This window comes from Paenibacillus sp. NN59 (genome assembly GCF_057597225.1).
Genome location: NZ_CP199678.1, coordinates 3,482,260 through 3,508,013 on the forward strand (window position 1 = coordinate 3,482,260; position 25,754 = coordinate 3,508,013).

Here is a 25,754-nt window from a genome sequence, read left to right on the forward strand (position 1 = left end):
AGGATGGATATCAACGAAAATTTGGACTGGACGTTTGTATCAAAATTGGTTGTCAGAAAAACGGGGTTTCCTTTTGAAATACTAGAGCAGCTCCACTGGAAAGAAACTATGCAGCAGTTAATCGTTGTCACTTCCTTAGACAAAGATAAAGAATTACTAACGGAACAATTATTACGTGACATCATTCCTCGGTCCGTCAAACTGTATGCCGAACAGAACCAAAAATCGATCTTACACCTCCTGTCCCGAATTCGGAAATATCTAGCAAAAAATGTGATACGAAACCGTGAACTGGAGGAAGTGAATCAATTCTTTCCTTCGGATCACCCTATGCGTAAAGGTTTGCAGAGATGGCATGATGTTGATCTGCTTATCCATGAAACTATAAGAGGGGCTGAGGATAAATTTCTTGAAGAACTAAAGATGAATAGGCAACAACTTCAGAAAATATTTCAAGATCCGTATTTAGCAGAAGCCGTATATATCTCTAATCCGGATGTTTTCAATATTTCCTATCCTCGTTTTATGACACATCGGGACTATGAGAGTCGACCTTCGAAAATTAGAACACTGGAAATGCGTTTTTATTCTTATTTGCAACGTTTTTGTTCGAAAAATGATACCGCCAGTTTTTTCGGACCAATGAATTATGCAGAGTGGGATATGGAATCGCATGAACCAGTGCATTATGAAGCACACTCGGGCAAATTCGCAGAGCGCATCATCCATTACTCCTTCTGGATGGTCAGAGAGCTCGCCAAAGGTATGACAGAAGAGCAGGAGATCCAAAACTTTCTGATTCCCAGACTGCACCCGATGTGTACACTCCAACAAAATAAACTGTTCTTTTTACACCTGAATAAAGAGGTCTTACTCCCTCCAAAGTACGAAAAGATTGTCCAGGAAATATCGAATGAGGAGCAAAATCTGCATCAATTGTCAGCAAAATTGGGTCTGAGTATTCCTCAACTTACGAGGTACATCAAACAATTGGCTGATAGAAACATCGTTCTTTTTGAAATTGAGATTCCTTCTACCATTTTTGATCCGTTAAATTACTTGTATTCATGGTTAAAGGATCTTCCGCTAAACAACGGCAGTAAGAGAAAATGGCTCGACATATTGGAGCAGTTTATCCATTTGAAAAAAGAAGCATTAGCGAAAGATTTAGATCATCGTCAAGATGTCACCGGTCGTATGGAACAACTTTTTGAAGAAGTTACTCGTTCCTCGGCACGGCGGAGCCAGGGGCAAATGTATGCGGATCGAACGTTATACTATGAAGAATGTAAGGGAACCATTGATAGGCTGTCGTTTGGACAGAATTTCTACGATGATTTTATGGAAAGGCTCAAACCGGTTCTCGATTTAAGTGCCGCCTACGGTGATGTAATGAGGGATTATTACCAAACCATTGCACAACGTATCTTTGAAAAAATAAAAGACAATCGAACTCATATTCCATATTCAGAATTTATATATCAATCCCAAGCCTTATTAGCTGAAGCCAAGGTTGACCTTTCTTTTACTGCATTAGACCAATTTCATACGCTGCTTGATGAACTGGTTCAAATTCGGCAGGAAGGTTCAATCGCTCACATCACCTCTGAAGATGTCGAGCATTTTAAACGCTTCAGGAAATTTGAGGAGTGTCATACTTCTCCAGATGTCATGTTTTCAGCTAAGGATTTAGATGCATTATCAAAAGGAGATTACAAAATCATTTTGGGTGAGGTCCACCAATTTATTGCGATGTGGGGTTCACAACTTCTCTTTGATTCGAAAAGAGAGCAGGTAAATGAAGAGATTAATCACATGATTTCCGATATGCCCATGTACCAAAACCTCTCTGTCATTCTCAATACAAGGAGGCACAAAGGACTTATTCATGAAACTTTTCCAGGCACGATTATCAAACTATTTGGTACACCATCCACAAGAGCTCAAGACGTAGTGTCCATTCGTGATCTAGTTGTAACCTATGAAGATCGGGAATTGAAATTAATAGATCAGGATCAAAGACAGCTCTATTTATACAATAGCGGAGACGAGAACATTCATTTATGGGCTTTTGCTCCCTCACGTGTGAGTTCGCCTGTAGTCCGAATTTCGGAGCATACACCAAGGATTGAAATTAACGGTGTAATCTTTCAGCGCGAACGTTGGGAACTCGGAGAAGCAACTTTAGAAAGGCTGCGTAACGCCAAAGATGCGTTTGGCATTTTTGTTGAAATGCAACGTCTTCGTGAACAATACCAACTTCCAAGATATGTATTTTTTAAGGTAGATTCAGAGAAAAAGCCATTTTTCTTTGATTTCGAAAATTTCTTTGCGATCGAACTGCTCCATAGTTTACTCCAAAAAAATAAAGGTGTAACTTTCATTGAAATGGAACCCTCGCCCGATCATTTGTGGCTTAAAGATGAGGAGGGCAAATACTGTTTTGAGATGAGGGGAACTGTTTTTCAAAAAGGAACATCCGTATCCGAACGATTAGGAGGTGAGCGGTATCGTGACTCCAAAGTGGGAGCACTTTCCTGAATTTATTTTACGCTCAACCGGGTTTCCTGTGGAATGGATACAACAACTTCGCTTTGAAAAGACCGTTCAAACGTTTCATCAACGCTATGACATAGAGAGAGCTATAGAACAGGGTATTACCCAATTGAAGGAATTGGAACATGCCGACTCCATCTCAAACGCAGTACTTCCTTTTTGGAAAAAAGCTCGCAAAACGATGTCGAAAAGAAAACCAATACATCCGGAGCTCATCACAAGCCTTGAAACAGGTGGATTAGACTCAAACGTATTAGATGAATTAAAACGTTATCAAATAAATGTTGAACGTTTGGAAAGGGTCTGTGAAGAAAGTAATCAAGTATTCAAAGAGGAACTTTGTTTAAAACAACGTCAATTACAGGACATCTTTAAGAACGTGCGATTACAAGAGGCTGTTTTTCAACAAAGCCCATCCATGTATAAGAACGCATTATTACCCTATCTGCAGAATTCTCTAGAAAAAAGGAATGCAGATGTAAAGCGGACAGAGAGACAATTAATTTCCTATATGCAACGATTTTGCACAAAAAATGAAACCACGAGTTATTTTGGCCCTATTCAATACGGCAAATTAACAAATATTGACGAAGACGTGACATACACTGTTAGCGTTTCAGGACAAGAAAGGGAGCGGAGAACCTTTTTCCCCTACTGGGCAGTGTCCAGTTTAGTCAACGTCTTGAAGGTCAAAGAAGTGTTTAGACCCTATTGTAGTGTGAAATTATCTTATCTGCTTAACAAGGAAGGCTCCACACTTTATTTCCCTCATTCCGGGAAACGCATTACACTTCAGGAGCGTTATCATCCATTGATTGAGGGGCTTTCTCATGATTTTCAAACCATATTGGAGCTGACGGATCATTTACCTTGGACGTACGAAGAAACAGAACCAATGTTATCGAGGCTCGAAAGCAAAAAATGGGTTGACATTGAAATACCCATTTCCATTACGGAACCAGATGCCCTACGCAGTTTAAGAGAGTGGCTGAACAATCCAGTCTTACCCACACATCCAGAAGTAACCTTATGGAGACAAAGGATTAATTGGCTCTGGGATTTAAAAAATTCATATGCCTCATTTCCATTGGAAGAAAAGATGAATGCATTGACCCAACTGGAGCAGTCTTTCACGGAATGGACAGGGGAGAATCCTCGAAGAAGTGGTGGTGCTATATATGCAGACCGTACTCTTTTGTATGAAGAAAGCCACGGTCCATTAGATGAATTACAGATAGGTGGCACCATTGAAGCGGTTATTCGGGAAAGCGTACCTAAATGGCTCAATCTCTGCGCTAAACATGGCCAAGAAAAGTATGAGAAACAGCAAAAACTGGCGAAAGAGATATTTACCGCCCTATATCCGTCAGCAAAAGAAGTACCTTATCTGAAATTTATACAGGATGTTACTCAGCATCCTGAAGCTCAGATCTGGGAAAATCGATGGCAAAACATACAAACGGATACAGAGCAGCACGTGCAATCCTTTGTTCAAAAGAGCAATGACTTTGTTGTTGAGCTTCCTAACGATTCACCCTATGAATTTGATTCAGACCTCGGCTGGATTAACTCTCCCGACCTGATGCTAGCCAAAAAGAACGATGGTACTTATCAAGTTATACTCGGAGAAATTCACGATACCGTTATGATATGGGGATGGGCATTGCAATTTCATAATGATGAAGAAAATCTAACAGCACAATTAGAAAAAAAGATTAAAAGCAGCACAATGAATCAACCTATGTTGAATCTGTTATCCAATAAACGATTTAAAATTGTACCCTTCGAATATCCTGGCATAACCGCACAAATGAGCAGCATATCGAATAGCCCAAATCAAAAAATTCCCCTGGCTCAAGCGAAGGTGCAATGTTTAGACAACGGTGTTGCTATATCTCTTCCAGAGGACGATGGCATGTATCGTATTTATAACGGTGAACTTCACACGATGGTACATTCGTTCTTCGCTTTACCTAAAGCGGTGCCATTTGTTATTAACACAGGCTCATTCACTCCAAGATTGATGATGGGGGAAGTAGTTGTGCAAAGAGCTAAATGGCAGATCAAAAAGGAAAATTTCTGGGATGGAGTATATAAAGGCTCTTCCAGTGAACTTTTTTATGCTGCTTTTAAATTTCATTTGGTAAACGGACTCCCCAAAGAAGCATTCGTTAAAACGGCGAATCAGCCTAAGCCATTTTATATTGATTTTGAGAACTACTTTCTTCTGGAAATGTGGAATGCATTCTGGACTGACGAGGAATGTACTCTAAGTGAAATGTTACCCGGTCTGAACGAAACGTGGCTAACCAAAGGTCACGAGCAACATCATACAGCCGAACTAAGAATAAGCTGCTTTGTTGAAAGGGGAAATGGGCATGACTCTTCCGATTAAAGTAATCTATCCACCTTTGAAAGATCCCTCCGAAATTCCTTTTTTGTTAACGTCCTGTATCTCTTCTGTACAAGCTTCTTATACGGAGATTGAATTTGTAGACGCCAATCTTTTGTTTTGGAACGATGTCGTAGATTCAGATGCGGTAAAAGAACGGTATCAACAACTTGAATCTGAATGGGATCACCTGCATGTTCGAAACGAAATTCAACCAGAAGATCAAGAGTATGTGAGAGGTTTGATTAGGGCCTTTTTGAGAAGGGACCTCATAGAAAAAAACCTTCCTGAAGCGGTACAAGCGATGAAGACAAAATGCGGTGTACGCGAACGAGAAGAGGCAAGAAATCTGATCCGGTATGCAATAGAGCTTTTTCAACTGCCTTATCTCCCAACTCAATTAGCAATGAATGATATTAATTTACTGTATTCCACTGAAAGTACAGCGCAACTGGAGAAGAGCATTACTGACGAGAAAACAAATCCCTTTAAGCCATTCCTGAAATCCATTATAGAAACCGAAGAGAGAGAATGGATCATTTGGATCGAGTCAGATCAACAAATCGTTTCAGCGTACACGCTGACAGCCCTTATTCGTGAAAAGAATACAAATGCGTCGATTTCCTGGGCTGGCCCGTTTTTTTCGGATTTTGGGAGAGCTTTAATCAGCAATCCTCCGATGAATCTAGCCCAGGTTATAGCTGTTAGACATCCTCAAGACTTCATTTTGCATCAAAGCTCTAAGCATGACATCAGCTGGGGATTCGGGGAATTAGAGTCAGCTGAATATTGGACTCCATACCGAGATGTTCGAGTACAGAAGAACTGGATGCAGGACGATTCATTTTTCTCCTGGTTAACCGAGAGCAAGCACTTAGCGGATAAACGCCTGTATTTGTATGAACCTACGACTTTGAAAGAAGCTCTACACTTTGGAGAACGCTTGGAAAAATCACATACTGAAGTCCCTTGGGGGATCTATCTCAAATTCGATCAATCCTTGAAAGAGGATGAATTGATATGGCTAAAGAGTAGAGGGCTACGGTGGGTCCACTGGGAGATCAAGGGTTGGCTTGAAAGTGATAACGTTGAACAGGTCAAGCAAAAGATGCTTCAAACTTGGCAAGCATGCAGGTCTCAACAACTTCCGGTGTACCATTCTGTCGTTCTAGGTTATCCGCTGACTTCTCCGAAAGGATTTACAGAATTTATATCCTTTCTGAAAGAACATTCCGAATGGACAGATCGTTATATTCGTTTCAAAATTTTCCGTCTTTATGAGGGTAGCAGCTTTTGGAATAAATCCAAGGAATACGGAATCGAGCGGATCGCTGAGAAAAACCCGGAGAAAGATTTGCAACGGAGTTATCCTTTCCGAACGGAAACGGGTTGGGACAGTAAACATTTTCTTAGCTTTGCCTCTTCACTAGTAGGGGAGCTTCAACATAAGGAAAGATACGACTTTCCTCGTGATGTGCTGGCTGTAGATGATACGGAGCTCTTCTTAGATCCACCTCGAAAAGCGGATTCAGAAGCTGAACCCGTGTTGAAGCAGGATTTAGTAGTGTCGCTCTCACCTTCATGTAAAATGTACACCTTACCTTACTCTCTATCGGAATTAGAAAAAAGTATGCAACCAACTGTTCCAGGTAAGGAGAAGGAGTACGCTAGCGTAGCCATTGAGAGAAAGGAAACACGTATACTGTATGATTGTAAAAAAGATAGCTTTATCACGATCTCTCCAGCTATCGTCACCGTTCTTACACAATGCAAAAATCCAATCACAATAGGCAATTTATTGAACAAGTTTCCAGAAAAGCAGGAGGCCTCCGTAAGAAAGTTATTACTTAAGTTATACACGGGGGGAATATTGGTTGAAGAAACTGGAGCAACGATCTCCTCATAAGGGATCCAAAGTGACCTATTATATCCTATCTTTCTTTTGGCGCTCTGTTTACTTTTGGAGAAGGGATACAAATTCCCTTTATCATCTTGGAAATGTATATTTTGCTCACGGCCACCTATTCAAAGCAACACAACTGTGGAACAATGTCGTTCTTAAAGACCCAAGTCATTCTAAGGCGTGGCATAATTTAGTACAAGCTACTATTTCGAAGGAAGAATGGATGCAAGCAACGACTGGCTTATCTGCGCTTTGCCGATTGCACCCTGATCACTTGGAATACGCTACGTTGTATTCACAAATTCTGAAAAAACAAAATAGAACGAACGATCTGGAGCAGTTATATCTCAATTATGTAGATAGCGTCCATAAAAAATGGGCAATAACTGAACTGGCGCTACTGTATATTCGTACTAAGAAAGAACAAGAAGCATGCTTATGGCTTACCCCTTACTTGAAAGAACATCCCCAAGATGCTTATGGCTGGCGATTGCTCGGGATAAGTTATATGAAGTTAAAAAAATATCCCAAGGCTTTAGGAGCCTTGCAAGAATCTTACGGTTTACATGCCGACACGGAGGTTAAGTCATGGATTGTAAAAATGAATAGCAGGTTAGAACAATTGAAAAATACCAATTAAAAAACAATTAAAACCTTTTTAGTAGAAATAGGAGGAGCGATATGGCTAAAATTGTTCTGATTAATGGGAGTATGAATCCAAATTCGCTAGGAAAAAAACTGTTAAACATGGCAAGTCGAACGCTGCAGAAGAAAGGACACGATACAGAGATCATTTGTGTATGTGATTCGAACTTTCCTTTATACAGCCCAGTAGTACCTCTAACAGAAGAGATGAATATCGTTTCAGAGAAAATAAAGGCGGCTGATGCTTTCATTATTTCTTCGCCAGAGTATCATGGAGGGTACTCTGGCGCACTGAAAAACTTACTGGACTACCAAGATGGATCAGGATTTAAAAATAAAACCATCGCACTAATGTCAACTTCAGGCGGAATGAGATCAGGCATCAACACCCTGAACTCGATGCGCTTAATATTTCGTTCTTTACATGCTCACGTTATTCCTCAGCAAATCTCTGTGTGTGAAAAAGAGTTGTCAGAGAATAACGAATTAAGCGAAGAAGCTCAATCACAGTTTAAAAGCGTCCTCTTAGGTTTGTTACAAGAGGTCTCCTATCGACTCCAACATAGATCGTGAGTGTGATGAACATGGAAACGTATGGTCATGTATTTGCCGGATTATATAATAAAAAATGGTCAAACTTCGCTCTTCAAGCAGCGCCAAGAATTTGGAAATATTACGTTGAACAGGCAATACACCTTGATAACAATTACGTTCTTGATTTATGTTGCGGAACAGGGCACTTAGCTCATTATTTTCTAAAAAAAGAATTTCAAGTAACGGGTATAGATCTTTCCTCAGGGATGTTGAATTACGCAAAGCGAAACAATTCTAGATATGTTGAGACAGGACAGGCTGCATTTGTACAGGCAGATGCAACTGATTTCAAGTTGGAGCAGAAATTTGGTCTCATTGTTTCAACATTCGATGCCCTTAACCATTTACCTGATATGCATGCCTTAAAGAGATGCTTTCGTTCCGTTTATAACGTGACCGATGATCACGGGATCTTTATTTTTGATCTGAATACCAATAAAGGTCTTAAAGGATGGACCAATATCGTGATTGAGGACAATGAGGAATCCATGATTGTATCTAGAAGTTTCTATGACGAAATGAATTTAAGAGCCGTTACAAATATGACAGGTTTCTCTAAAAACCAAAATGGGGATTACGACAGATTTGTACATTCAATCACCAATACCTGTTTTAGGTTAGATGAAGTAAAGGCCTCTCTTCTAGAAGTGGGATGGAACCAAGTCCACTTTTCCAAAATGAAAGACTTATCCGCTCCTATTGAAACCCCGGAAGAAGAGGACCGTGTTTTTATTGTTGCGCAAAAGAACGAATCTTCTGATAATATGAAAGCACACATGTCGAGGAATTAAAAACACTCTCATTTAAGTCGCTAATTTAGCGACTTTTTATGTTAATGGGGACAGTTTTCCATAGAGCTAAAATACACGGAAGGATATTCGAAGAAAGGATTGTAGCATGACCTGAATATGGTTTAGAAAATGGCGTAATTTGTTGGTCTGTTGTCACCCTGTGCTAGTTACATATCAGAAAGTTAAGGGTATCATCATATTCATGAGTCAGCGAAGACGAGGGAGGTTTGTCATTCGAGTGTGTCAGTCAACAGAAGGAGGTACAAATGAATGTCATCCCATTCCTATAACCGTATCAAAATGCCACAAGGTCTCTGGGAAGGACTGCGTCAGTTAGGGATTGCCTCATATGATCTAGCTCGTAAAGCCGGATTACCGCTTACCGTCATTTCCGAAACGACGGTAAATACCGCTCAATATTATGCTATTTGGCAAGCGTATTCTGACCTTTCAGGCGATATTGCCCAAGGGCTCATCAATCTTGCAACCGTTTATGAAGTAACGAAGTATCCACCGCCGATATTAGCCACTTATCATGCCCGTAATTATCGCGATGCATTGCATCGGATGGCCAGGTATAAACAACTTTGTCCTCCCGAAAGATTAAAGATGGTTGATGCGGGGGAGAGTTTTACAATTGATCTGGAGTGGATCATCACCGATCAGACTTGTCCGCCATTACTGGTCGGCATCACATTAGCATTCCTGCTTGAATTGGGACGGAAGGGAACAGGACGGCCTCTTATTGCAAGTGCGGTAGAATTTACTCAACCGATGGGAGATGAAAAAGCTCTCGAAGCTTATTTTGGTTGCCCAGTCCGGACAAATGGCAGTAGAAATCGGTTGACGTTACATCGAAAAGACCTGGATCTTTCTTTCCTCACCTACAATGAAGAGTTAATTGAGATTTTGAGCCCTGCACTGGATCATACGCTACATGAATACAAAGTAAATCGTTCCATGTCGGACATGGTCAAATGGATCATGAAGCGTAGCTTAAGCGCCGGACGTCCAGAAGTACAGACTATCGCTAAGGAATTGGGCATGAGTGACCGCACTTTACAGCGCCGATTAACGGATGAGAAAACAAGTTTCGTACATCTGCTCACCCAGGCAAGGCATGAACAAGCACGGATGTACCTGGCAGACTTATCGCTTGATATCAAGGAAGTCGCATTCCTGATCGGATATGAAGATCAGAATTCATTTTACCGTGCATTTCGTGCTTGGGAAGGAGATACACCTGCCAATTGGCGAAGCGAACATGCGGAGAGATACGCCAAACTAGACAGAAATGGAGAAATGGTTTATGGATATGGGATTAAATAATAAAACAGCATTGGTGACAGGCTCCACCAAAGGAATCGGTAGAGCGATTGCTATAGAGTTAGCCCAAGAAGGTGTCAACGTACTTATCAATGGACGATGTGCTGAAGAGGTAGAACGAGTCGTTCGCGAGATCAAATCTGCCTATCCGAACACTTCTCCTCAAAACGCGGCTGCCGATATCGTCAACGCCGATGAACGTGAAGCTTTGTTCAAAACGTTCCCACAGGTTGATATTTTGATCAACAATGCCGGGATTTACGAAATCATGTCCTATTATGATGTAGACGACGCTGTATGGGAAAAATATATTCAGACAAACGTTCTTTCCGCAAACGCACTGACCAAGTTTTATTTACCAATCATGCTGGACAGCGGCTTCGGAAGGGTCATCTTTATCGCGAGTGAAGAAGCTGTGATGCCTGGACATATGCCGCAATATGCTGTAACCAAATCCATGCTACTCTCTTTATCGAAGAGTCTAAGCCAATGGACAAAAGGTACGGAAGTAACGGTCAATACGATCATGCCTGGACCAACCCTTTCGGAGAATGTAGAGCAGATCATAGAGAGTGTCATCCAGGATGAGAGTCTGACCTTTGATGAGAAAGAACAAAAGTTCATGGCGGCCAATCTTCCCCAATCCGAGTTGCAGCGTTTCATCAGACCAAGCGAGATCGGAAGACTAGCAACATTTGTATGCAGCCCTTATGCAGCGCCATTTAAAGGTTCACCGATTCGTATGGATGGAGGAATGGTTCCAACCATTTACTAATGAAGTTACAGCCATAAGTGGTTTACATGGACAGGAACTAGTAATTCAATAACTTGCATAAGCGGACTATCATTCGATAGTTCGTTTTCTTTTATTTGCAGATACAACAAGGAATATTATAAATCAAGATCGAATACAAGATTAAGTAATTGTCTAATTTTCCAATATTATCTACTGGGTTCCATTAAGACGATTTACCTTCTAAATGGATGTGAATGGCTATCCTTTTATGAAAATAATTTGAAGGGATTGATAAGTATGAAAACTAAACAATTAATCAATTTGTATATGGACGAAAATAAGGGTTTTGAAAGCGAGGAGCTAATTAATGAAACTGGTATTACAGAATGTAAGGAAGAGTTTTGGTGAGAAAAATGTTTTAAACGATCTAAACTTTCAATTTGAAAAAGGAAAAATCTATGGCCTTCTTGGTCGAAATGGCGCTGGAAAAACAACATTATTCAATTGCCTAGGTGGCGAGATTCAGGTGGATGGCGGCGCAATGGAACTAGTTAACGATGCGACATCGCGGCACTTAGAGGTAGATGATGTAGGTTATGTTTATTCACTGCCTATGTTGCCAGAATTTCTGACGGGGTATGAGTTTGTACGATTTTTTATAGATGTTAACGCTGATGTAATCGAAGGGCGAGGAAACAATATTGATGACTTATTCGATATGATGCACATGACATTAGAAGACCGTCACAAACTCATTAAACAGTATTCACACGGAATGAAAAATAAAGTTCAAACGATGCTATTCTTACTGATGAAACCCGCTGTGATTCTACTGGACGAACCGCTCACTTCCTTTGACGTCATTGTTGCGAGCGAGATGAAACAACTGCTGCGTGATCTGAAAAGGGACCATATCCTGATTTTTTCAACTCACATACTGCAACTGGCAACGGATCTGTGCGACGAGTTAGTTATTTTAAATCAAGGGAGTTTGACTCGGATTTCACCTGATATTCTCACTCAACCCGACTTTGAAGCACAGATTATTGAGTTATTGCGACATGAAGGCGAAGAGGGTAGCCAGAAGGAGAATGCCGATGCAGGGAATCTTTAATACAGTTTCTCTCATGTGGCAGTTGCAGGTGATCACGCTAGTCAACTGTTTAATATATTTCATGCAAAGGTTACCGGTGGTAGGCCCTCTCATTAGTGACCAAACATATGCTGCTTTCCGGGCGAAACGCACATTAGGTGCAGTCGCAGTAGTTCTAATGTTTGGCGCTGGTTTATTAGAAAGTTTAATCTACTTCTGCGGAATGCTCGCATTGCCCATACTTTTATGGACGGAAGATCATTATACGGATCGATTTGTACTCGCTCTTCACATGTATTTTTGCATTAGTGGAGTGATGGGTGCAGTAACGGGTGCGAAAGTGCTGGAAACAAATAAGATGAAGTATACTGCGATCAAGCTTATGCGAATAGCGCCAACTCGATTTATGCGAGCTATACTGTTTCACAGGTATACCACATTTTTCTTGTATCAAGGGATAGCCTTTACGCTGGTCTCCTTATTTTTCAATTTTTCGATCAGCCATGTATTGCTGGTCGTCGGAATCATGACTTGTTGGAGAGTCTTATGCGAATTTTTACATTTGGCAATATTTCAGCAGAAAGGCATTGTTCTCATACAGAAAACGTGGGCTACGAGTTTAACAATGTTAATCGCACTTGCTCTCGCTTACCTTCCTTTAACCCAATGGAGCATTCCTTTATTTGGGGCTACGATATTGGATCAACGTTGGTTTGTGACCATCATCGTGTTGTCAGGAACTGTCGCCGGGTATATTTTGCTCAAACATACGGAATATGCAGCCGCAGTGCGCGCAGTAACAAATAATGCTGATCCGCTGTTGAACACAGAACTCATGATCGCTGATCTTCAACAAAGAATGATCCAGTCGAAGGGGAGCGATCTTAGCCAGCCTTCATCCACTAACCTCCATGTCATTGAGCAGAGCGTCCAGAACACCGTAAACAAAAAGGGATACGAGCAGATGCATGATTTATTTGTTAAGAGGCACTCGAATCTCCTTCTCGCACCGTTCCACAGACGTTTAATCGCTATTATGATCATTGGTTTATTGTTATCTTGCTTGGCATTCATTTTCAAAGATCATATTTCGCTGAATGAAGTAGAAAGATTTACGCCTTTACTCATTCTAGCCATGCTAAGTCTGACGGTAGGTAGTCAAATCTGTAAAATGTTATTCTATCATTGCGATATACCACTTATGCGTTATGCATTTTACCGTAAGGATGCGAAACAGCATTCCCTTTTGAGGTTTAAATATATATTAAGCACCAATTTAAAATTAGGCTTGTGTTTTGCGGCTGTCACAAGTGTGCCTGTACTCATATTAAGTGAGGGACGGAATATAGATTCACTTCTTGCTATCTGGATTTTAATCATTACGCTGGCTGTTTTTTTCTCAGTACATCATCTATTGTTGTACTATGTGCTCCAGCCCTACACAGCCGAGTTGGATACGAATCATCCTCTTTTTACAATCATGAACACTCTTATCTCATTAAGTATTGTTGTCGCGATCTTTCTAGGGACTGCACTCTGGTTGTTAACTGCTGCCATAATCGTGTTGACGGTAGGTTATCTATTCAGTGCTGTACCTCTTGTCAGCAAATATGCTCATCACCATTTTAGAGTCAAATGAGAGTGAACATATTAAACGTTTAACATTAATCCTCCCTTTGAAAAAGAAGGGGGGATTTTGTTATTCATCTGGCATGCAAATGAGGAAGAGATCAATGTGATACCTGAACAAATATCCTTATTTTATAGTCGTCTGGATTCTTTTCTGTCCAATAGGTGTGCAGTTCCAATGCATATACATCTCCGCTTATATACATTCCTTTACGTGCAATGAAATTTTTAATGACAGAATACGTTTGCGGCATGCTATCGTATGATCCTTTGTGATCTATAACTGCATATAAACCTGCAGGTTTGATTAACATCTTTTCTTCAGGAATGGAGGTCTTTATTTGGTTAGCTATGTATTCAGGATAATAGCCCCCGGATTCAAATCGGTCTTTACTTATAATCGTCCAAATCGCAAATTCATGATCGATATAGTGTGTTTCACAAAAGTCTCGATGTTCGGTTAATTTTTTGGCAAACTCCTTATCACCATCACCTATATCCAGTTGGGTAGTTATAAAATATTCCTCTAGGCATTCTAGAATCATTGGTGCGTTTCGTAACTCTACTGTTGCTTCCTCTGTCATCTTGATGGCACTTGTCAAAATATTTTGCATCTGAGTAATTCTACGTTGTTCTCTTTCCAACTCCACCTGTTTTTCTTTTAACATATTGATTAATAGAGGCGTATTTTGCTTCTGGAGAAACACCTTGATTTCCTCTAGTGAACTCCCGGCTTTTTTGAGCACAATAATCAAATCAAGTACAAGACATTGTTGAACGGAATAATAACGGTAGCCTTTAGAATTGACAAATTCAGGTTTTAACAGTCCAATATCATCATAATGAAAAAGGGTATGTTTAGTCACTCCGCAAGTTTTAGCTAGTTCACTGGTTGTGAAATATTCGTTTGATATATTCGACATTTTTCTATCCTCCATGCCTCTATAGCTATGTATTAAATTCGCTGAAAATGTTTGTTGACTATAGGGTTACCCTATACATTATAGTTCAATATGTTAAAAGTTTAAAATAATTCGTACGGAGGAAGATTACTTATGTCAACATTCAAACGCTGGATGATTTTAATCATTGTATCCAGTGCACTCTTACTCATCGTCATGGATATGACCATTCTTTACACGGCTATGCCAACGTTAACACATGAATTAGGTGCGACTGCTTCACAAAAATTATGGATATTAAATGGTTACTCACTTGTTATGGCGGGTTTGCTTCCCGCAATGGGGACATTAGGAGACCGCCTGGGTTATAAACGGGTTTTCTTAATAGGTTTGATTATATTTTCAATCGCTTCACTTACTGCGGCTTTTGCTCCCAACCCCTATGTTTTGATCGCGGCAAGGGTACTTCTTGCTGTCGGAGCATCGATTATGATGCCTGCTACCATGGCAATCGTCAGAGTTACGTTTACAGATCCGCGTGAGTTAGGCTTGGCTATTGGTATTTGGGGTGCTGTTGCCTCAGGAGGTGCAGGACTTGGACCCATTGTTGGTGGACTTCTTCTCGAGTATTTCTCGTGGGGATCTGTATTCTTAATTAATTTACCGATTGCAATACTAGCATTTGCACTAACCATACTGATCGTTCCTAAACATGAAGGGAATAGAAGTAAAAAATTTGACTTAACCAGTTCAATCCAAATTATGATTGCCTTGGTGACTCTAATTTATGCGATCAAGGAGTTTACTCGCCGCGAAGGTTCGGTAACTTTTGCAGTAATCGGAGCTGCTGTCGGCATTGTAGCACTTGTTATCTTTATACGTCGTCAAAACAGAAGTTCTGACCCACTTATTGACCTTTCATTATTTAAGATACCTCTGTTTACCACAGGATTTATTACGGCATTGGTAGGTTTATTTGCTATGACGGGAATCCAATATATTGTGACGCAACGCCTTCAATTAATAGAAGGTTTCAGCCCACTACTAGCCGGAGTATATACGTTAACGATCCCTTTTGCATCTGTCATTGCAGCTCCAGTGACCGGAATGCTCTTGAATCGCTTCAATGTTATTTATATCAAGGGTGCTGTTCTATTCCTTACAGCAGCAGGATTGGGAATCTATCTTGTACAATTTGATTCGGGCATTGCTGGTCAGGTATTTGGACTAGCCATTTTTGGAGTAGGCTTAGGTGGCGGGATGACGGTAGCATCTCATTCTATAATGAGTAGTGCTCCGTATGAAAAAGCAGGTATGGCTGCATCGATGGAAAGTGTGGGATATGAAGTTGGTGGAGCTACAGGAATAGCCATAATCGGCAGTCTATCAGGTCTTGTGTACACATTAACCATGAAAATCCCAACAGGATTGACTGTTCCAGTAAATGTGAAAGATAGTTTGGATGAAGCTTTAATCGTAGCAGAAGGGCTGCCTGGAACAGCCTCGGAAACATTGAAACAGGCCGCGCGGTTTGCGTTTGATCAGTCCTTTTTTGCTGTTATTGTAGCCCTTATTGTGTTATTGGTAGTTGCTTCATTAAGCATGATATGGGTTGGATCACGATCAATAAAAAAAGTAGAAGAACTGCGGCGCTTGAGATAAGGTGAGGGGGAACAGACTCTGTTGATCGACAACATGAGACAGGAATTGTGATAACCATCTGGAGGCGATAAAAGTGCTGGAATTAGAGTTTACAACGATAGAGACCTGGGATGAAGCCTTGTGGGCGCGGATTGAGCGGATCTATGAAGAGGCTTTTCCATACGGCGCTAAGCCAAAAGTGATTCTTCGCAGTATGCTGGATCGGGGGATTGGTTATTTACACACGGGCATGCATCATGGAGAAGTGGTTGCAATGGCCGTTACTGGACTCGGGGGAAAGGGCGAAGAACGCATCCTTATCATCGATTATCTCGCGGTTGAACAGAAGTTGCGTGGGTCGGGTATAGGGACATGGATGCTGAAACAGCTTAGAGATTGGGCAATAAGGGATCATGGGCTCAATGGCATAATTATCGAGGCAGAGTTCGGGACAACAGAGGCTCATCTGGAACGCATTCAGTTCTGGCAACGGAACGGATTCGTTCTGACCTCTTATGTTCATCAATATAGCATGGTGCCAGAACCGTATCAGGCAATGATGTTGCCACTGGGGAGAAGCAAGCATGTGCCTGATGATGGTAAGGCGCTATTTCGTTATATCAATGCTTTTCACAGGGTTGCTTATCGGAAGAGCTAGACGCAGTCTAGGTTATACGATTCTCACTCCGATATTTCGAGGGAGACTGGTTATAATATTTTTTAAACGAATGACTGAATCGTTCCGGTGTTGAAAAACCTGCCGCGATCGCTACCTCTCGAATCGGCAAATCGGTCGTCAGCAGAAGCTGCGCTGTAGCCTCCATACGCGCTTGCCATTTCTTGTCCTTAAACGACATTCCGTATTGCTTCTGCACGGTCCTTTCTGTCTGCCTTGTGCTTAGTCCAATTTTATCTGCAAGCTGTTTCAATGTTATGGATTGATAATCATATAAGAAACTGTTCTCAATGGTTACAAGCCTGCTATCATTTAATGTTTTAACAGGTGCATTCAGTACCGCGGTGGCACCTTGGTGATAATGTCTGATTGTTCGAGCTACAATCATCTCAAGTATGCTCGATGTCATTTGATGAAAACCTATATGTTTGAGTGACACCTCCCGAGCAAGCATCTCAAATAAAGTCATCATGTTTTCCTGATCGGGGCCGATCCAGAAAGGCGTATCCAGTAGCCACCTAGAGAGAAGCCCCTTTCTCGGAAGATCTCTTGTGTTTTGTTTCAGTTGAAGTGGTCCCGTAATAATCTCGAAGAAAATACAATACTCAGCCATGGGGTCCGTTTGATCTGGAATTTGCTCATGCTCGACCTCAGGGCCAGTCATAAACAACGTGCCGGGCGTTAAGGAATAATGCTGGCCGTCGGCAATAAGAAGCCCCTTACCGCTCGGAATATAATGAAGCTCATAGCTTCCATGACTGTGGCTGTGTTTGGGCATCGTTTGATGAAAATAACCGAATTTTACATAAAGTACGTTAAGGACAAGGTCATCGAGTTTTAACTTGATATCCATATCATCAATATCTATCGGGGGTAGATTCATGGTCTATTCTCCTCTGTCATAATGCGACATCATGAACGGAACTTGGTCGGCTCTTGTGATAACACAACTCCATTGCTCATCTCTATAATTATATCTATGAATCCAAGATTGGGAAACGGGGGAGAAGAAGTTGGGAAAAACGAAAACGCGAACTAATCTTTACGATAGAGGCAATTACGCTCTGCATTATACCGAAATACCCGCTTTAAATCCGGGTCATGCCTGGAGAGATGGCATGGTGAGTGGTAATGGAAGAAACGGCTATATCACGTCAGGTTCACCGTATTCCGACAGCTTTATTTTTCAACATATGTGGTTCAATTTCCCTTCCGCTGACCCCAGAGAGATACCACCAGAACTGACTAGTCAATTGCAGGAAGCCAGACAAAATGTATTTGAACAGAATGACCAATGGAAAATCAAACACAACAATGGTGAGACCCGTGTAAGAACATTCTATTACAGCTACCATCCAGGTCATCAGCTTCGCTTGAACATGGTGAACAGAGGACAAGTTGCAGATTATGAACGTTGGACGAACTATGAAACGGCCGAAACTGGCGTAAAATATCGTGACAACGATGGCCTGTGGGTACGGACTTCGTTTACATCCAGAATTGATGACGTGTCCATCACCAAGCTGGAGCATTCGAATCTTGGCAAAAAAATAACTATGGTGTTGCAGCTTGATGATATTTCACAAATGGACGGAGCGCATAATGGGATGTCCGAAGTTCATGCACTTCGATACAAAAAACTGGTGGATCCCGAAGCCCGTTATCTTGCTCAAGTGGCCCACTATCCATCTCATGCAGGCAGTGAGTTGTGCCATGGAGGATATGCCGGAGTCACTCAAGTTATTGTTGTTAATGGTACGAAGGAACGTATTGTGCTGGAAGATACCCACGAGGAGATGAATGTAGGACTTGAACGGAACCCTGCAATTCAGATTAAAGATGCCGATGCAGTATTTCTGATCACAACTTCGGGACGAACTCATGAAATGGGCAGTATAGAGAACTTTGCCGACTGCGCAAGCTACTTCCTTGTAGATGAGTTGTTACAGCAAACCCAGTCGGTCGTGGAGAAGTATAGTCATGCGCAATGTGCATTTGATTATGAACAGGCACTTTCATTACATGCCGCATGGCATTCCCGTGAATTTAACACTGTTCGTTTTGCTCTCGGTGGTGATGAGGAACACAAAGATGTGGATAATCTGAAACTCATTGAACTGCAACGGGCATCCCCAAACCGAATTAATCATGCATTTATGGAACAGGTCTATAACCAGGGGCGGTATGCTATGATCTGTTGCAGCGGAAGCAGTGCACCTCGCTTATACGGAATGTGGACAGGCGAGTGGAATCCGGGATGGAGAGGCATTTACACACTTGATGCGAATGTGAACCTGCAGGTCGCAGCCATGAATACGGGGAGTCTGACACAGGCTCAGCTTGGATATATTACATTTTTCCTGAGAAATGCTCCGGATTTTGAAGCTAATGCCCGTATGGCCTACGGCATGCATGATGCGATTCAGGTAAGTGTTAACTCGGACGGAGATCGTGCTATGCATGTCGAATATGATAACGACTATCCTTTTGAATACTGGAATGCCGGCGCGAGCTGGTGTTTACTTCCTATTTTTGAATACTGGCAATGTTTCGGCAATCGCGATATTCCCATAGTAGAGGACATGAACATTGATCGTCTGCAACCGCTGTTATCTGTCAATGATAACGGCTTATCTGATGAGGCATTTGTTAGTTTGAAAGAACGCGGTACGCTGAATCTGCTTCAAGATATTTTGCTACCGTTGCTCACTAAACAGGCTAACTTCTGGGAGCAAATCTGTACACCTGAGTATTTCACAGATGTTGCGGGACAATCACGTTATGAACCAGGCAAACAATCATTACTTGCCGGAGAGCGTTATATGATTATTCCTACGTACTCTCCTGAAAATCACCCAATCGGTTATAACAGCACCATCACCGCTAACGCTACGATGGACATTTCTGCAGCACGAGATGGATTAAACATGGTTATTCAGGCGGAGATGGCTTTAAAGCGTCCAGGATATGACAAAGCGGTAGGCAAGTGGAACAAGTTGCTGGAACAGTTACCAGCATATCGTTACGATGAAGATGGTGCGCTCTGCGAATGGGCCATGGCCGAGTATATTGAAAACAACAATCACCGGCATTTGAGTCATTTATATGCTGCCTGGCCTGCGTATGAAACCCACAGTGATGCTGACCTCGCATCGGCTTCTGCTGTAGCTCTGGCAAACAGAGACCAGTTTAACACAACGGATGCCACAGCAGGACATGGCTGGATGCATAAAGCACTCGTACATGCACGCTTGAAAAATGCAGATGGTGTCCTTCATTCACTTCTGCCGATGATGATCGAAGGGGGTTATTATGATTCTTTAATGACTGATCATGATACCAACCGTAGAAATCATTGTTATTGTACGGACACAGCTTTTGGTGTAGTTGCTACGGTACAGGAAGCACTGCTCTATTCCAACACGGGAGAGATTGAAGTGTTGCCTGCACTTTCTTCAGACTGGATATCGGGTCACATCGAAGGGCTAATGGCAAGAACACAAGTGCAAGTAAGCCGTTTGTCTTGGGACCAATCCGTGGGGATAACAAGCGTAGTTTTGTCCTCACTTATTCAAAATAACACCATTCGACTGAGTTCGGGGTTGCCATGGACAACCGCGCTGGTCGATGGAGTAGAGGTACAAGTTCACATGCATGGCAAGCAGAAATATGTGAACTTAACACTGCAAGAAAATCAGGAGACTTCAATCGTTTTTAGTAGAGCATAGATATGGATTCAGTAGAAACTGACTTTCTTTGAGCATCGTAAAATCCTTTTACAAATATTATCAGTAAGTTATAATACAATCACCCGATGAAATTACCCAACAATAAAGTGAAATATTGTTATTATTCAGTGAAGGAGGTATTGTTATGGTCAAGAAAAAAATTTCCACTGCCCTGAGTGCAACTTTAATCATTTCTATGTTAGCTGCTGGTGTAATCGTTGCGATCCAAGGCACAACCACGTTAGAGGTAGCGAAAACAGCAGGGGATAAAAAGGTTGAAGTTATCAAAGGTATTGAAAACAACTGATACAACTGTCACTAGAATTAAAAGACTGCAACATGATAGAATTTTGATAACATAATGAATGGATTAACCTCAGAATAGTTATATCATCTGAGGTTTTTTTCATTAGTGCAAATATTCTGCTTGAAAATCGCAGGTTTTCAATTGGTGGAGGGAGATATGGACTACAATTCAGGAGAAAAAGCATGGTTTGACACGAAACAACTTAGAAACTCTACTATAGCGGCGGGTCGTCGTCATACCGCCCGTCTTCGATCAGACGGTACAGTGACAGCAGTGGGTGATAACAAATACGGACAATGTAACGTAAGTGATTGGACCCACATCGTCGCAGTTGATGCTGGCAATGTTCATATGGCTACGAACACGGGTAATGCCCACACCGTCGGTCTTAAATCTGATGGTACGGTAGTATCTACAGGTTGGAATAAACATGAGCAATGCAATGTAAGCGAATGGCGCGATATTGTTTCCGTTTCAGCAGGCTGGTGTCGTACTGTCGGGGTTAAGTCAGATGGAACGGTGGTTGCCGTGGGGCGAAATAACGAAGGGGAGTGCAACGTTAACAGCTGGCGCGATATTGTAGCGGTCACAACGGGGGACTGGCATACAGTCGGCCTCAAATTAGACGGTACAGTAATAGCCGTTGGTAACAATAAGTATGGACAATGTAATGTTAACGATTGGAGCGACATATTAACTATATCCGCCGGGTATCTTCATACGGTTGGGCTTCGATCTGATGGTACGGTAGTAGCTGTGGGTAGGAATAAGGAAGGTGAATGTGACGTAAGCGGATGGCGTGATATTGTAGCTATTGTCGCAGGAAGTTATCATACGGTAGGTCTAAAATCGGACGGTACAGTCATTGCTCTGGGTTCGAATAAACACCAGCAATGCGTTGTAAGTGAATGGCAAGATATTAGAGCTATTTCAGCAGGATGTGCCCATACCATAGGACTGAAATCAGATGGTACGGTGGTTGCGGTGGGTGATAATGATTATGGACAATGTGATGTAAGCGGATGGAGTAACATGATGAATAAATAAAAGAACACCCACACAAAAGTGAGTGTCCTTTCTTTCTGTAGAGATTGCATACGTTAGAGATCAAGGATACATTACCTGCCGGCTATTCAGATCTGCAGGTTTTCCTGTTCTTCCAGCAGTCGTTTCAGTTTTTGGCGCTGTCGTTTTTCCTTCTGACGGCGCTCTCGATCTTCAGCTTGCAGAGCTTTGAGAAGGGACACACACATACCGATAAGGACAACAGCGAACGGCAACGCGGCCACAATAGAGGCTGTCTGAAGACCATTCAATCCCCCGCTAATCAGAAGTACGACCGCAATGGCGGACTGCATGATTCCCCATGTCAATTTTACTCTGGTGCTCGGATTCAGTCTGCCATCTGAAGTCAGCATACCCAGTACAAAGGTTGCTGAATCCGCTGAAGTAATAAAGAACATCATAATGAGAAGTGTAGCGATGAATGCTATGATCGTACCCAAAGGTAGTTGCTCTAACATTAGAAATAAAGCCGTTGTCGCATCTTCCTTAACAGCCTCTGCGAGATGGGCAGCATTAAATAATTCCAAGTGAAGTCCTGTTCCACCGAAAACAGAGAACCAAATAAATCCAAAAAGGCTTGGAATAAGCATGACGTAAATTACAAATTCCTTAATAGTCCTTCCTCTCGATACTCTCGCGATAAAAGTGCCAACAAAAGGAGCCCATGCGATCCACCATGCCCAGTAAAATAACGTCCATGCACCAATCCATGTTTCTCTAGAGAACGGCGTAAGTCTCAAGCTCATGTTAATAATATTTTGCATGTAACTGCCCAAGGTTGTCGTAAATGTGTCAAATATAAAAGAAGTTGGGCCAGCCACTAATACAAAAATCATCAATAGCACAGCTATAACGAGGTTGGTGTTGCTTAGAATCTTGATTCCTTTATCCAGACCGGTTGTCGCCGAGATTAAAAATAATACGGTGACTACCGAGATAATTAGAATTTGAGACATAGTCGAGTTGGGAATACCAAATAAGTAATCCAAACCTCCACCGATCTGAAGCGCCCCCAACCCAAGCGAGGTCGCAACACCGAAAATCGTAGCAATGACCGCCAGAATATCAATGGCCTTTCCAAGCCAGCCTGTAGCAAGACGCTCACCGATCAGAGGAATGAAGGTGGAACTAATCAACCCTTTGTAACCTTTACGGAACTGGAAGTAGGCAAGCGCTAAGCCGATGACGGTATAGATCGCCCAAGGATGCAGCCCCCAGTGGAAGAAGGAATACCGCATGGAAAGTCTTGCTGCCTGAGCGCTTCCGGCTTCTGCTCCTTCCGGTGCAGATAAAAAGTGGGACAGCGGTTCGGCAACTCCCCAGAAAACCAGTCCAATCCCCATACCAGCGCTAAAAAGCATGGACAGCCAGGAAATCGTAGAATATTCCGGTTCATCATCGTCATCCCCCAGTCTGATATTGCCGAATCGACTGAACGCCAGATAGAAGGCGAAGATCAGGAAGAACAGTGTCGCCAGCAGATAAAACCAGCCAAAATTGTGAATCGAGAAGTTGTAGGCCACGTTAGCCACATCAGCCAGCTGATCAGGAGCAACGGCTCCCCATATTGCAAAGAGTGCAACGATGATAATTGTGATTGTGAATACCATGATGAGACCTCCGTTATGTAAGCTATAGCCAACTAATCCTTAGTATTGCTAGTCCGGCTTGTAATCATGCGAAAAGCCAGCTGTTGATAATTTAAAACAAACCGCTATGTAATGAAACACTGGCTGGCTGAATTTTAGTTACAGAGAACCGTAACTCAAACTATGAAGTAAAACAAAATGTCAAAACGATAAAAAAAAGCCCGACACTTTATTGAATCAAGCATCGGTCTTTACTTATTATTTATCCGTATCATGGATTTCGATTTGAAATTGATCTGAATACGATTTGAGGTTATCAGCAAGGAGGGTTAGCTCTCCGGAAATGCCTGATAGTTCATTGGCCGAACGCTGTTGCTCTACAGCACTGGCGGAAACTTCTTCGGACATGGCTGATGTTTCCTCAGTTGTGGAAGCAATGTAACTCAAATGTTGCTCCACCTCTTGGCGAATGGATTGCATATGAATTGTCCGATTTTCCAGACGTTGAGCAAGCTCATGCACTTCAGAGGATAACCGGCTTACCTGTTTGAAGCTTTGAAGACATTCAGCGATCTGTTCTTCCTGCTCCTTGGCAGCTAACATATTTGAATCCAGATGCGCTCCCATATGATGAATTTCTTGAACAAAAGAACTCAGTATCTCATCAATCTCCTGAATCGAACGTTCGGATTCTTGAGCGAGATGTCCCATCTCATTAGCAACAACTCCAAAGCCTTTACCTGCTTCACCAACACGGGCTGCTTCAATCGAAGCATTCAAAGATAAGATTTGAGTTTGTTTTAATATGTTGTGAATCTGTCCACTGATGGAAGAAGCAAGTTCCGAACGTGTCGTCAGCGACTTGGAAATATTCTGTTGATCCTCAACAAGTTTGGCGTTCTCACGGCCCTTTTCTAGCAGAACCTCATGTTGGCGTGTCACTTGTATTTGCAATGCAGATAACTGATCGGAAGTACGGGTGAACTGTTCCACATAAGAACCTACTTCATTCATAATACTGCCCAGATTTTCAGAATGCTGGACGGAGTGTTCTGTCTCTTCAGCTTGTTTCATGGAGCCTATGGCAATTTCTTCGATAGCTCTGGAAAGCTCTTCAGACTGACGCTGATTGGTAAGAGACGTTTTGGCAATATTTTTAGAAGACTGTTGCAGTGTAGCGGAGCCTTGTTGTATTCCCTTCATAATGTTCGTTAGTTGAACAACCATAGTATTAATTAGGTTACTGATGTCACCGAGTTGGTCGTTTGTCATCTGAGTGGATGCAACCCGGAGATTTCCGGAAGAGACCTGTTCCAGGCTTGACTTAATGTCAGATACTTGACGAAGGATCCCTCTTACGACAAGCCACATGATGATGAACGATAAAATTAAAACTACTGCAAAAATCGGGATAACTTTACCATACGTATTATTCAACGTTAATGCAGAAACGCCTTCAACTTCTGCTGCAGACTGGTCCATACCCAAATAACTAATAATCGTTCCTTGCGAATCTTTAATTGGTGTAAAAGAGGACATAAGCAGTCCCCAGACAGGATCTTCGACAATGCCAGTCGTTACAACTTCACCGCTTGCCAAACGTTCTAGAGTTTGAGAGTTCAGCTCAAACGCAGTCCCGTAAGGACTGTATTCCGGATCGTCCCAATCCGCGCCATCCACGGTGTAGACCCATCCATTCGGTGTTTTATTATACATATAAACATAAAGGGCCCCCGATTGAAGGCGAGCCTTAACAAGCTGTTCTCTAAGTGTTTTGTATTCAGAGCTTTCCTCCGAACCTGAAGTATATAACGAGTTGATTAATGCTGATTCCTTACCCATCTCAGTAGCGATGTTCACTGCAAGCTTCTGGTTGTTATGCTGCATTGTCATCAAGGATGAATTTTCACTGGAGTAGTTCGTTGCCCACAAAATCAGGCCGCCCATAGCCAGTAGTGGGACAAGGATGATCGAATATAGTTTTAATCTTAAATCCATTCTTTTGTTGCGCATGTGTTTCACGTTCTGTTCCCCCTCGGAAGTAAATAAAGCATAATTATTTATGAGCCTATACTATCTTATCGTAAACTTGAGGATTAGAATGTAGTCCAATGCTAAATTCAGTGTCATCTTGTCCGTTACTGGAAGATCAAATTACATATGTGATAAAGGCTAATATTT

19 protein-coding genes are annotated in these 25,754 nt (G+C 42.0%); 15 read left to right on the forward strand and 4 right to left on the reverse strand.

Annotation, left to right across the window (positions count from 1 at the left end):
- Positions 1-3 precede the first annotated feature (3 nt).
- The 10 genes from ACT89M_RS15285 (at position 4) to ACT89M_RS15330 (ending at position 13,675) form a co-directional block, all read left to right on the forward strand.
- On the forward strand, positions 4-2,541 hold the full coding sequence (locus ACT89M_RS15285; protein WP_186809644.1) for a lantibiotic dehydratase: 2,538 nt from the start codon (positions 4-6) through the stop codon (positions 2,539-2,541).
- Positions 2,513-4,951 (forward strand): lantibiotic dehydratase, encoded by a 2,439-nt coding sequence (locus tag ACT89M_RS15290; RefSeq protein ID WP_154888745.1) that lies wholly within the window; start codon positions 2,513-2,515, stop codon positions 4,949-4,951. The genes ACT89M_RS15285 and ACT89M_RS15290 overlap by 29 nt, the downstream gene beginning before the upstream one ends.
- Positions 4,952-5,063: 112 nt before the next feature.
- On the forward strand, positions 5,064-6,854 hold the full coding sequence (locus ACT89M_RS15295; protein WP_308721753.1) for a hypothetical protein: 1,791 nt from the start codon (positions 5,064-5,066) through the stop codon (positions 6,852-6,854).
- Positions 6,823-7,491: a tetratricopeptide repeat protein gene (locus ACT89M_RS15300; RefSeq protein ID WP_154888740.1), complete on the forward strand. Its 669-nt coding sequence runs from the start codon at positions 6,823-6,825 to the stop codon at positions 7,489-7,491. The genes ACT89M_RS15295 and ACT89M_RS15300 overlap by 32 nt, the downstream gene beginning before the upstream one ends.
- A gap of 41 nt (positions 7,492-7,532) precedes the next feature.
- The gene (locus ACT89M_RS15305; RefSeq protein WP_154888738.1) at positions 7,533-8,069 is read left to right on the forward strand and encodes an NAD(P)H-dependent oxidoreductase; all 537 of its coding nucleotides are present in this window, start codon (positions 7,533-7,535) and stop codon (positions 8,067-8,069) included.
- Between the two features lie 11 nt (positions 8,070-8,080).
- Complete coding sequence (locus tag ACT89M_RS15310) at positions 8,081-8,881, forward strand: class I SAM-dependent DNA methyltransferase (protein ID WP_154889518.1); 801 nt, start codon at positions 8,081-8,083, stop codon at positions 8,879-8,881.
- Between the two features lie 270 nt (positions 8,882-9,151).
- A complete protein-coding gene (locus tag ACT89M_RS15315; RefSeq protein ID WP_154985483.1) occupies positions 9,152-10,210 on the forward strand; it encodes an AraC family transcriptional regulator in 1,059 nt (352 codons plus the stop codon).
- Entirely contained in the window at positions 10,191-10,982 is a 792-nt protein-coding gene (locus ACT89M_RS15320; protein WP_154985494.1) for an SDR family NAD(P)-dependent oxidoreductase, read from the forward strand. Before ACT89M_RS15315 ends, ACT89M_RS15320 begins: the two co-directional genes overlap by 20 nt.
- Positions 10,983-11,310: 328 nt before the next feature.
- A complete protein-coding gene (locus ACT89M_RS15325) occupies positions 11,311-12,057 on the forward strand; it encodes an ABC transporter ATP-binding protein (protein WP_154985484.1) in 747 nt (248 codons plus the stop codon).
- Complete coding sequence (locus ACT89M_RS15330; protein WP_308721751.1) at positions 12,041-13,675, forward strand: hypothetical protein; 1,635 nt, start codon at positions 12,041-12,043, stop codon at positions 13,673-13,675. Before ACT89M_RS15325 ends, ACT89M_RS15330 begins: the two co-directional genes overlap by 17 nt.
- A gap of 91 nt (positions 13,676-13,766) precedes the next feature.
- On the opposite strand, the gene ACT89M_RS15335 is transcribed toward ACT89M_RS15330, so the two are convergent.
- Positions 13,767-14,588, reverse strand: coding sequence for a MerR family transcriptional regulator (locus ACT89M_RS15335; protein ID WP_186809643.1), 822 nt, complete (start codon positions 14,586-14,588; stop codon positions 13,767-13,769).
- Between the two features lie 132 nt (positions 14,589-14,720).
- Here ACT89M_RS15335 and ACT89M_RS15340 point away from each other — a divergent pair, with 132 nt between their 5' ends.
- Positions 14,721-16,229, forward strand: coding sequence for an MFS transporter (locus ACT89M_RS15340; protein WP_308721750.1), 1,509 nt, complete (start codon positions 14,721-14,723; stop codon positions 16,227-16,229).
- A 73-nt stretch (positions 16,230-16,302) separates the two neighbouring features.
- Complete coding sequence (locus ACT89M_RS15345; protein WP_308721749.1) at positions 16,303-16,866, forward strand: GNAT family N-acetyltransferase; 564 nt, start codon at positions 16,303-16,305, stop codon at positions 16,864-16,866.
- Between the two features lie 7 nt (positions 16,867-16,873).
- On the opposite strand, the gene ACT89M_RS15350 is transcribed toward ACT89M_RS15345, so the two are convergent.
- Complete coding sequence (locus ACT89M_RS15350) at positions 16,874-17,767, reverse strand: helix-turn-helix transcriptional regulator (protein WP_308721748.1); 894 nt, start codon at positions 17,765-17,767, stop codon at positions 16,874-16,876.
- A gap of 130 nt (positions 17,768-17,897) precedes the next feature.
- Between ACT89M_RS15350 and ACT89M_RS15355 the strand changes: the two genes are divergently transcribed.
- The 3 genes from ACT89M_RS15355 (at position 17,898) to ACT89M_RS15365 (ending at position 21,966) form a co-directional block, all read left to right on the forward strand.
- On the forward strand, positions 17,898-20,612 hold the full coding sequence (locus ACT89M_RS15355; protein ID WP_308721747.1) for a glycosyl hydrolase family 95 catalytic domain-containing protein: 2,715 nt from the start codon (positions 17,898-17,900) through the stop codon (positions 20,610-20,612).
- A 145-nt stretch (positions 20,613-20,757) separates the two neighbouring features.
- The gene (locus tag ACT89M_RS15360) at positions 20,758-20,919 is read left to right on the forward strand and encodes a hypothetical protein (RefSeq protein WP_186809642.1); all 162 of its coding nucleotides are present in this window, start codon (positions 20,758-20,760) and stop codon (positions 20,917-20,919) included.
- 156 nt (positions 20,920-21,075) lie between these two features.
- On the forward strand, positions 21,076-21,966 hold the full coding sequence (locus ACT89M_RS15365) for an RCC1 domain-containing protein (RefSeq protein ID WP_154889514.1): 891 nt from the start codon (positions 21,076-21,078) through the stop codon (positions 21,964-21,966).
- An 86-nt stretch (positions 21,967-22,052) separates the two neighbouring features.
- On the opposite strand, the gene ACT89M_RS15370 is transcribed toward ACT89M_RS15365, so the two are convergent.
- Both ACT89M_RS15370 and ACT89M_RS15375 read right to left on the reverse strand, forming a co-directional pair.
- Positions 22,053-23,594 (reverse strand): glycine betaine uptake BCCT transporter, encoded by a 1,542-nt coding sequence (locus tag ACT89M_RS15370; RefSeq protein WP_487344736.1) that lies wholly within the window; start codon positions 23,592-23,594, stop codon positions 22,053-22,055.
- A gap of 237 nt (positions 23,595-23,831) precedes the next feature.
- Positions 23,832-25,586 carry a methyl-accepting chemotaxis protein gene (locus ACT89M_RS15375; protein ID WP_308722009.1) on the reverse strand — a complete coding sequence of 585 codons (1,755 nt, stop codon included), beginning with the start codon at positions 25,584-25,586 and terminating at the stop codon, positions 23,832-23,834.
- Positions 25,587-25,754 lie beyond the last annotated feature (168 nt).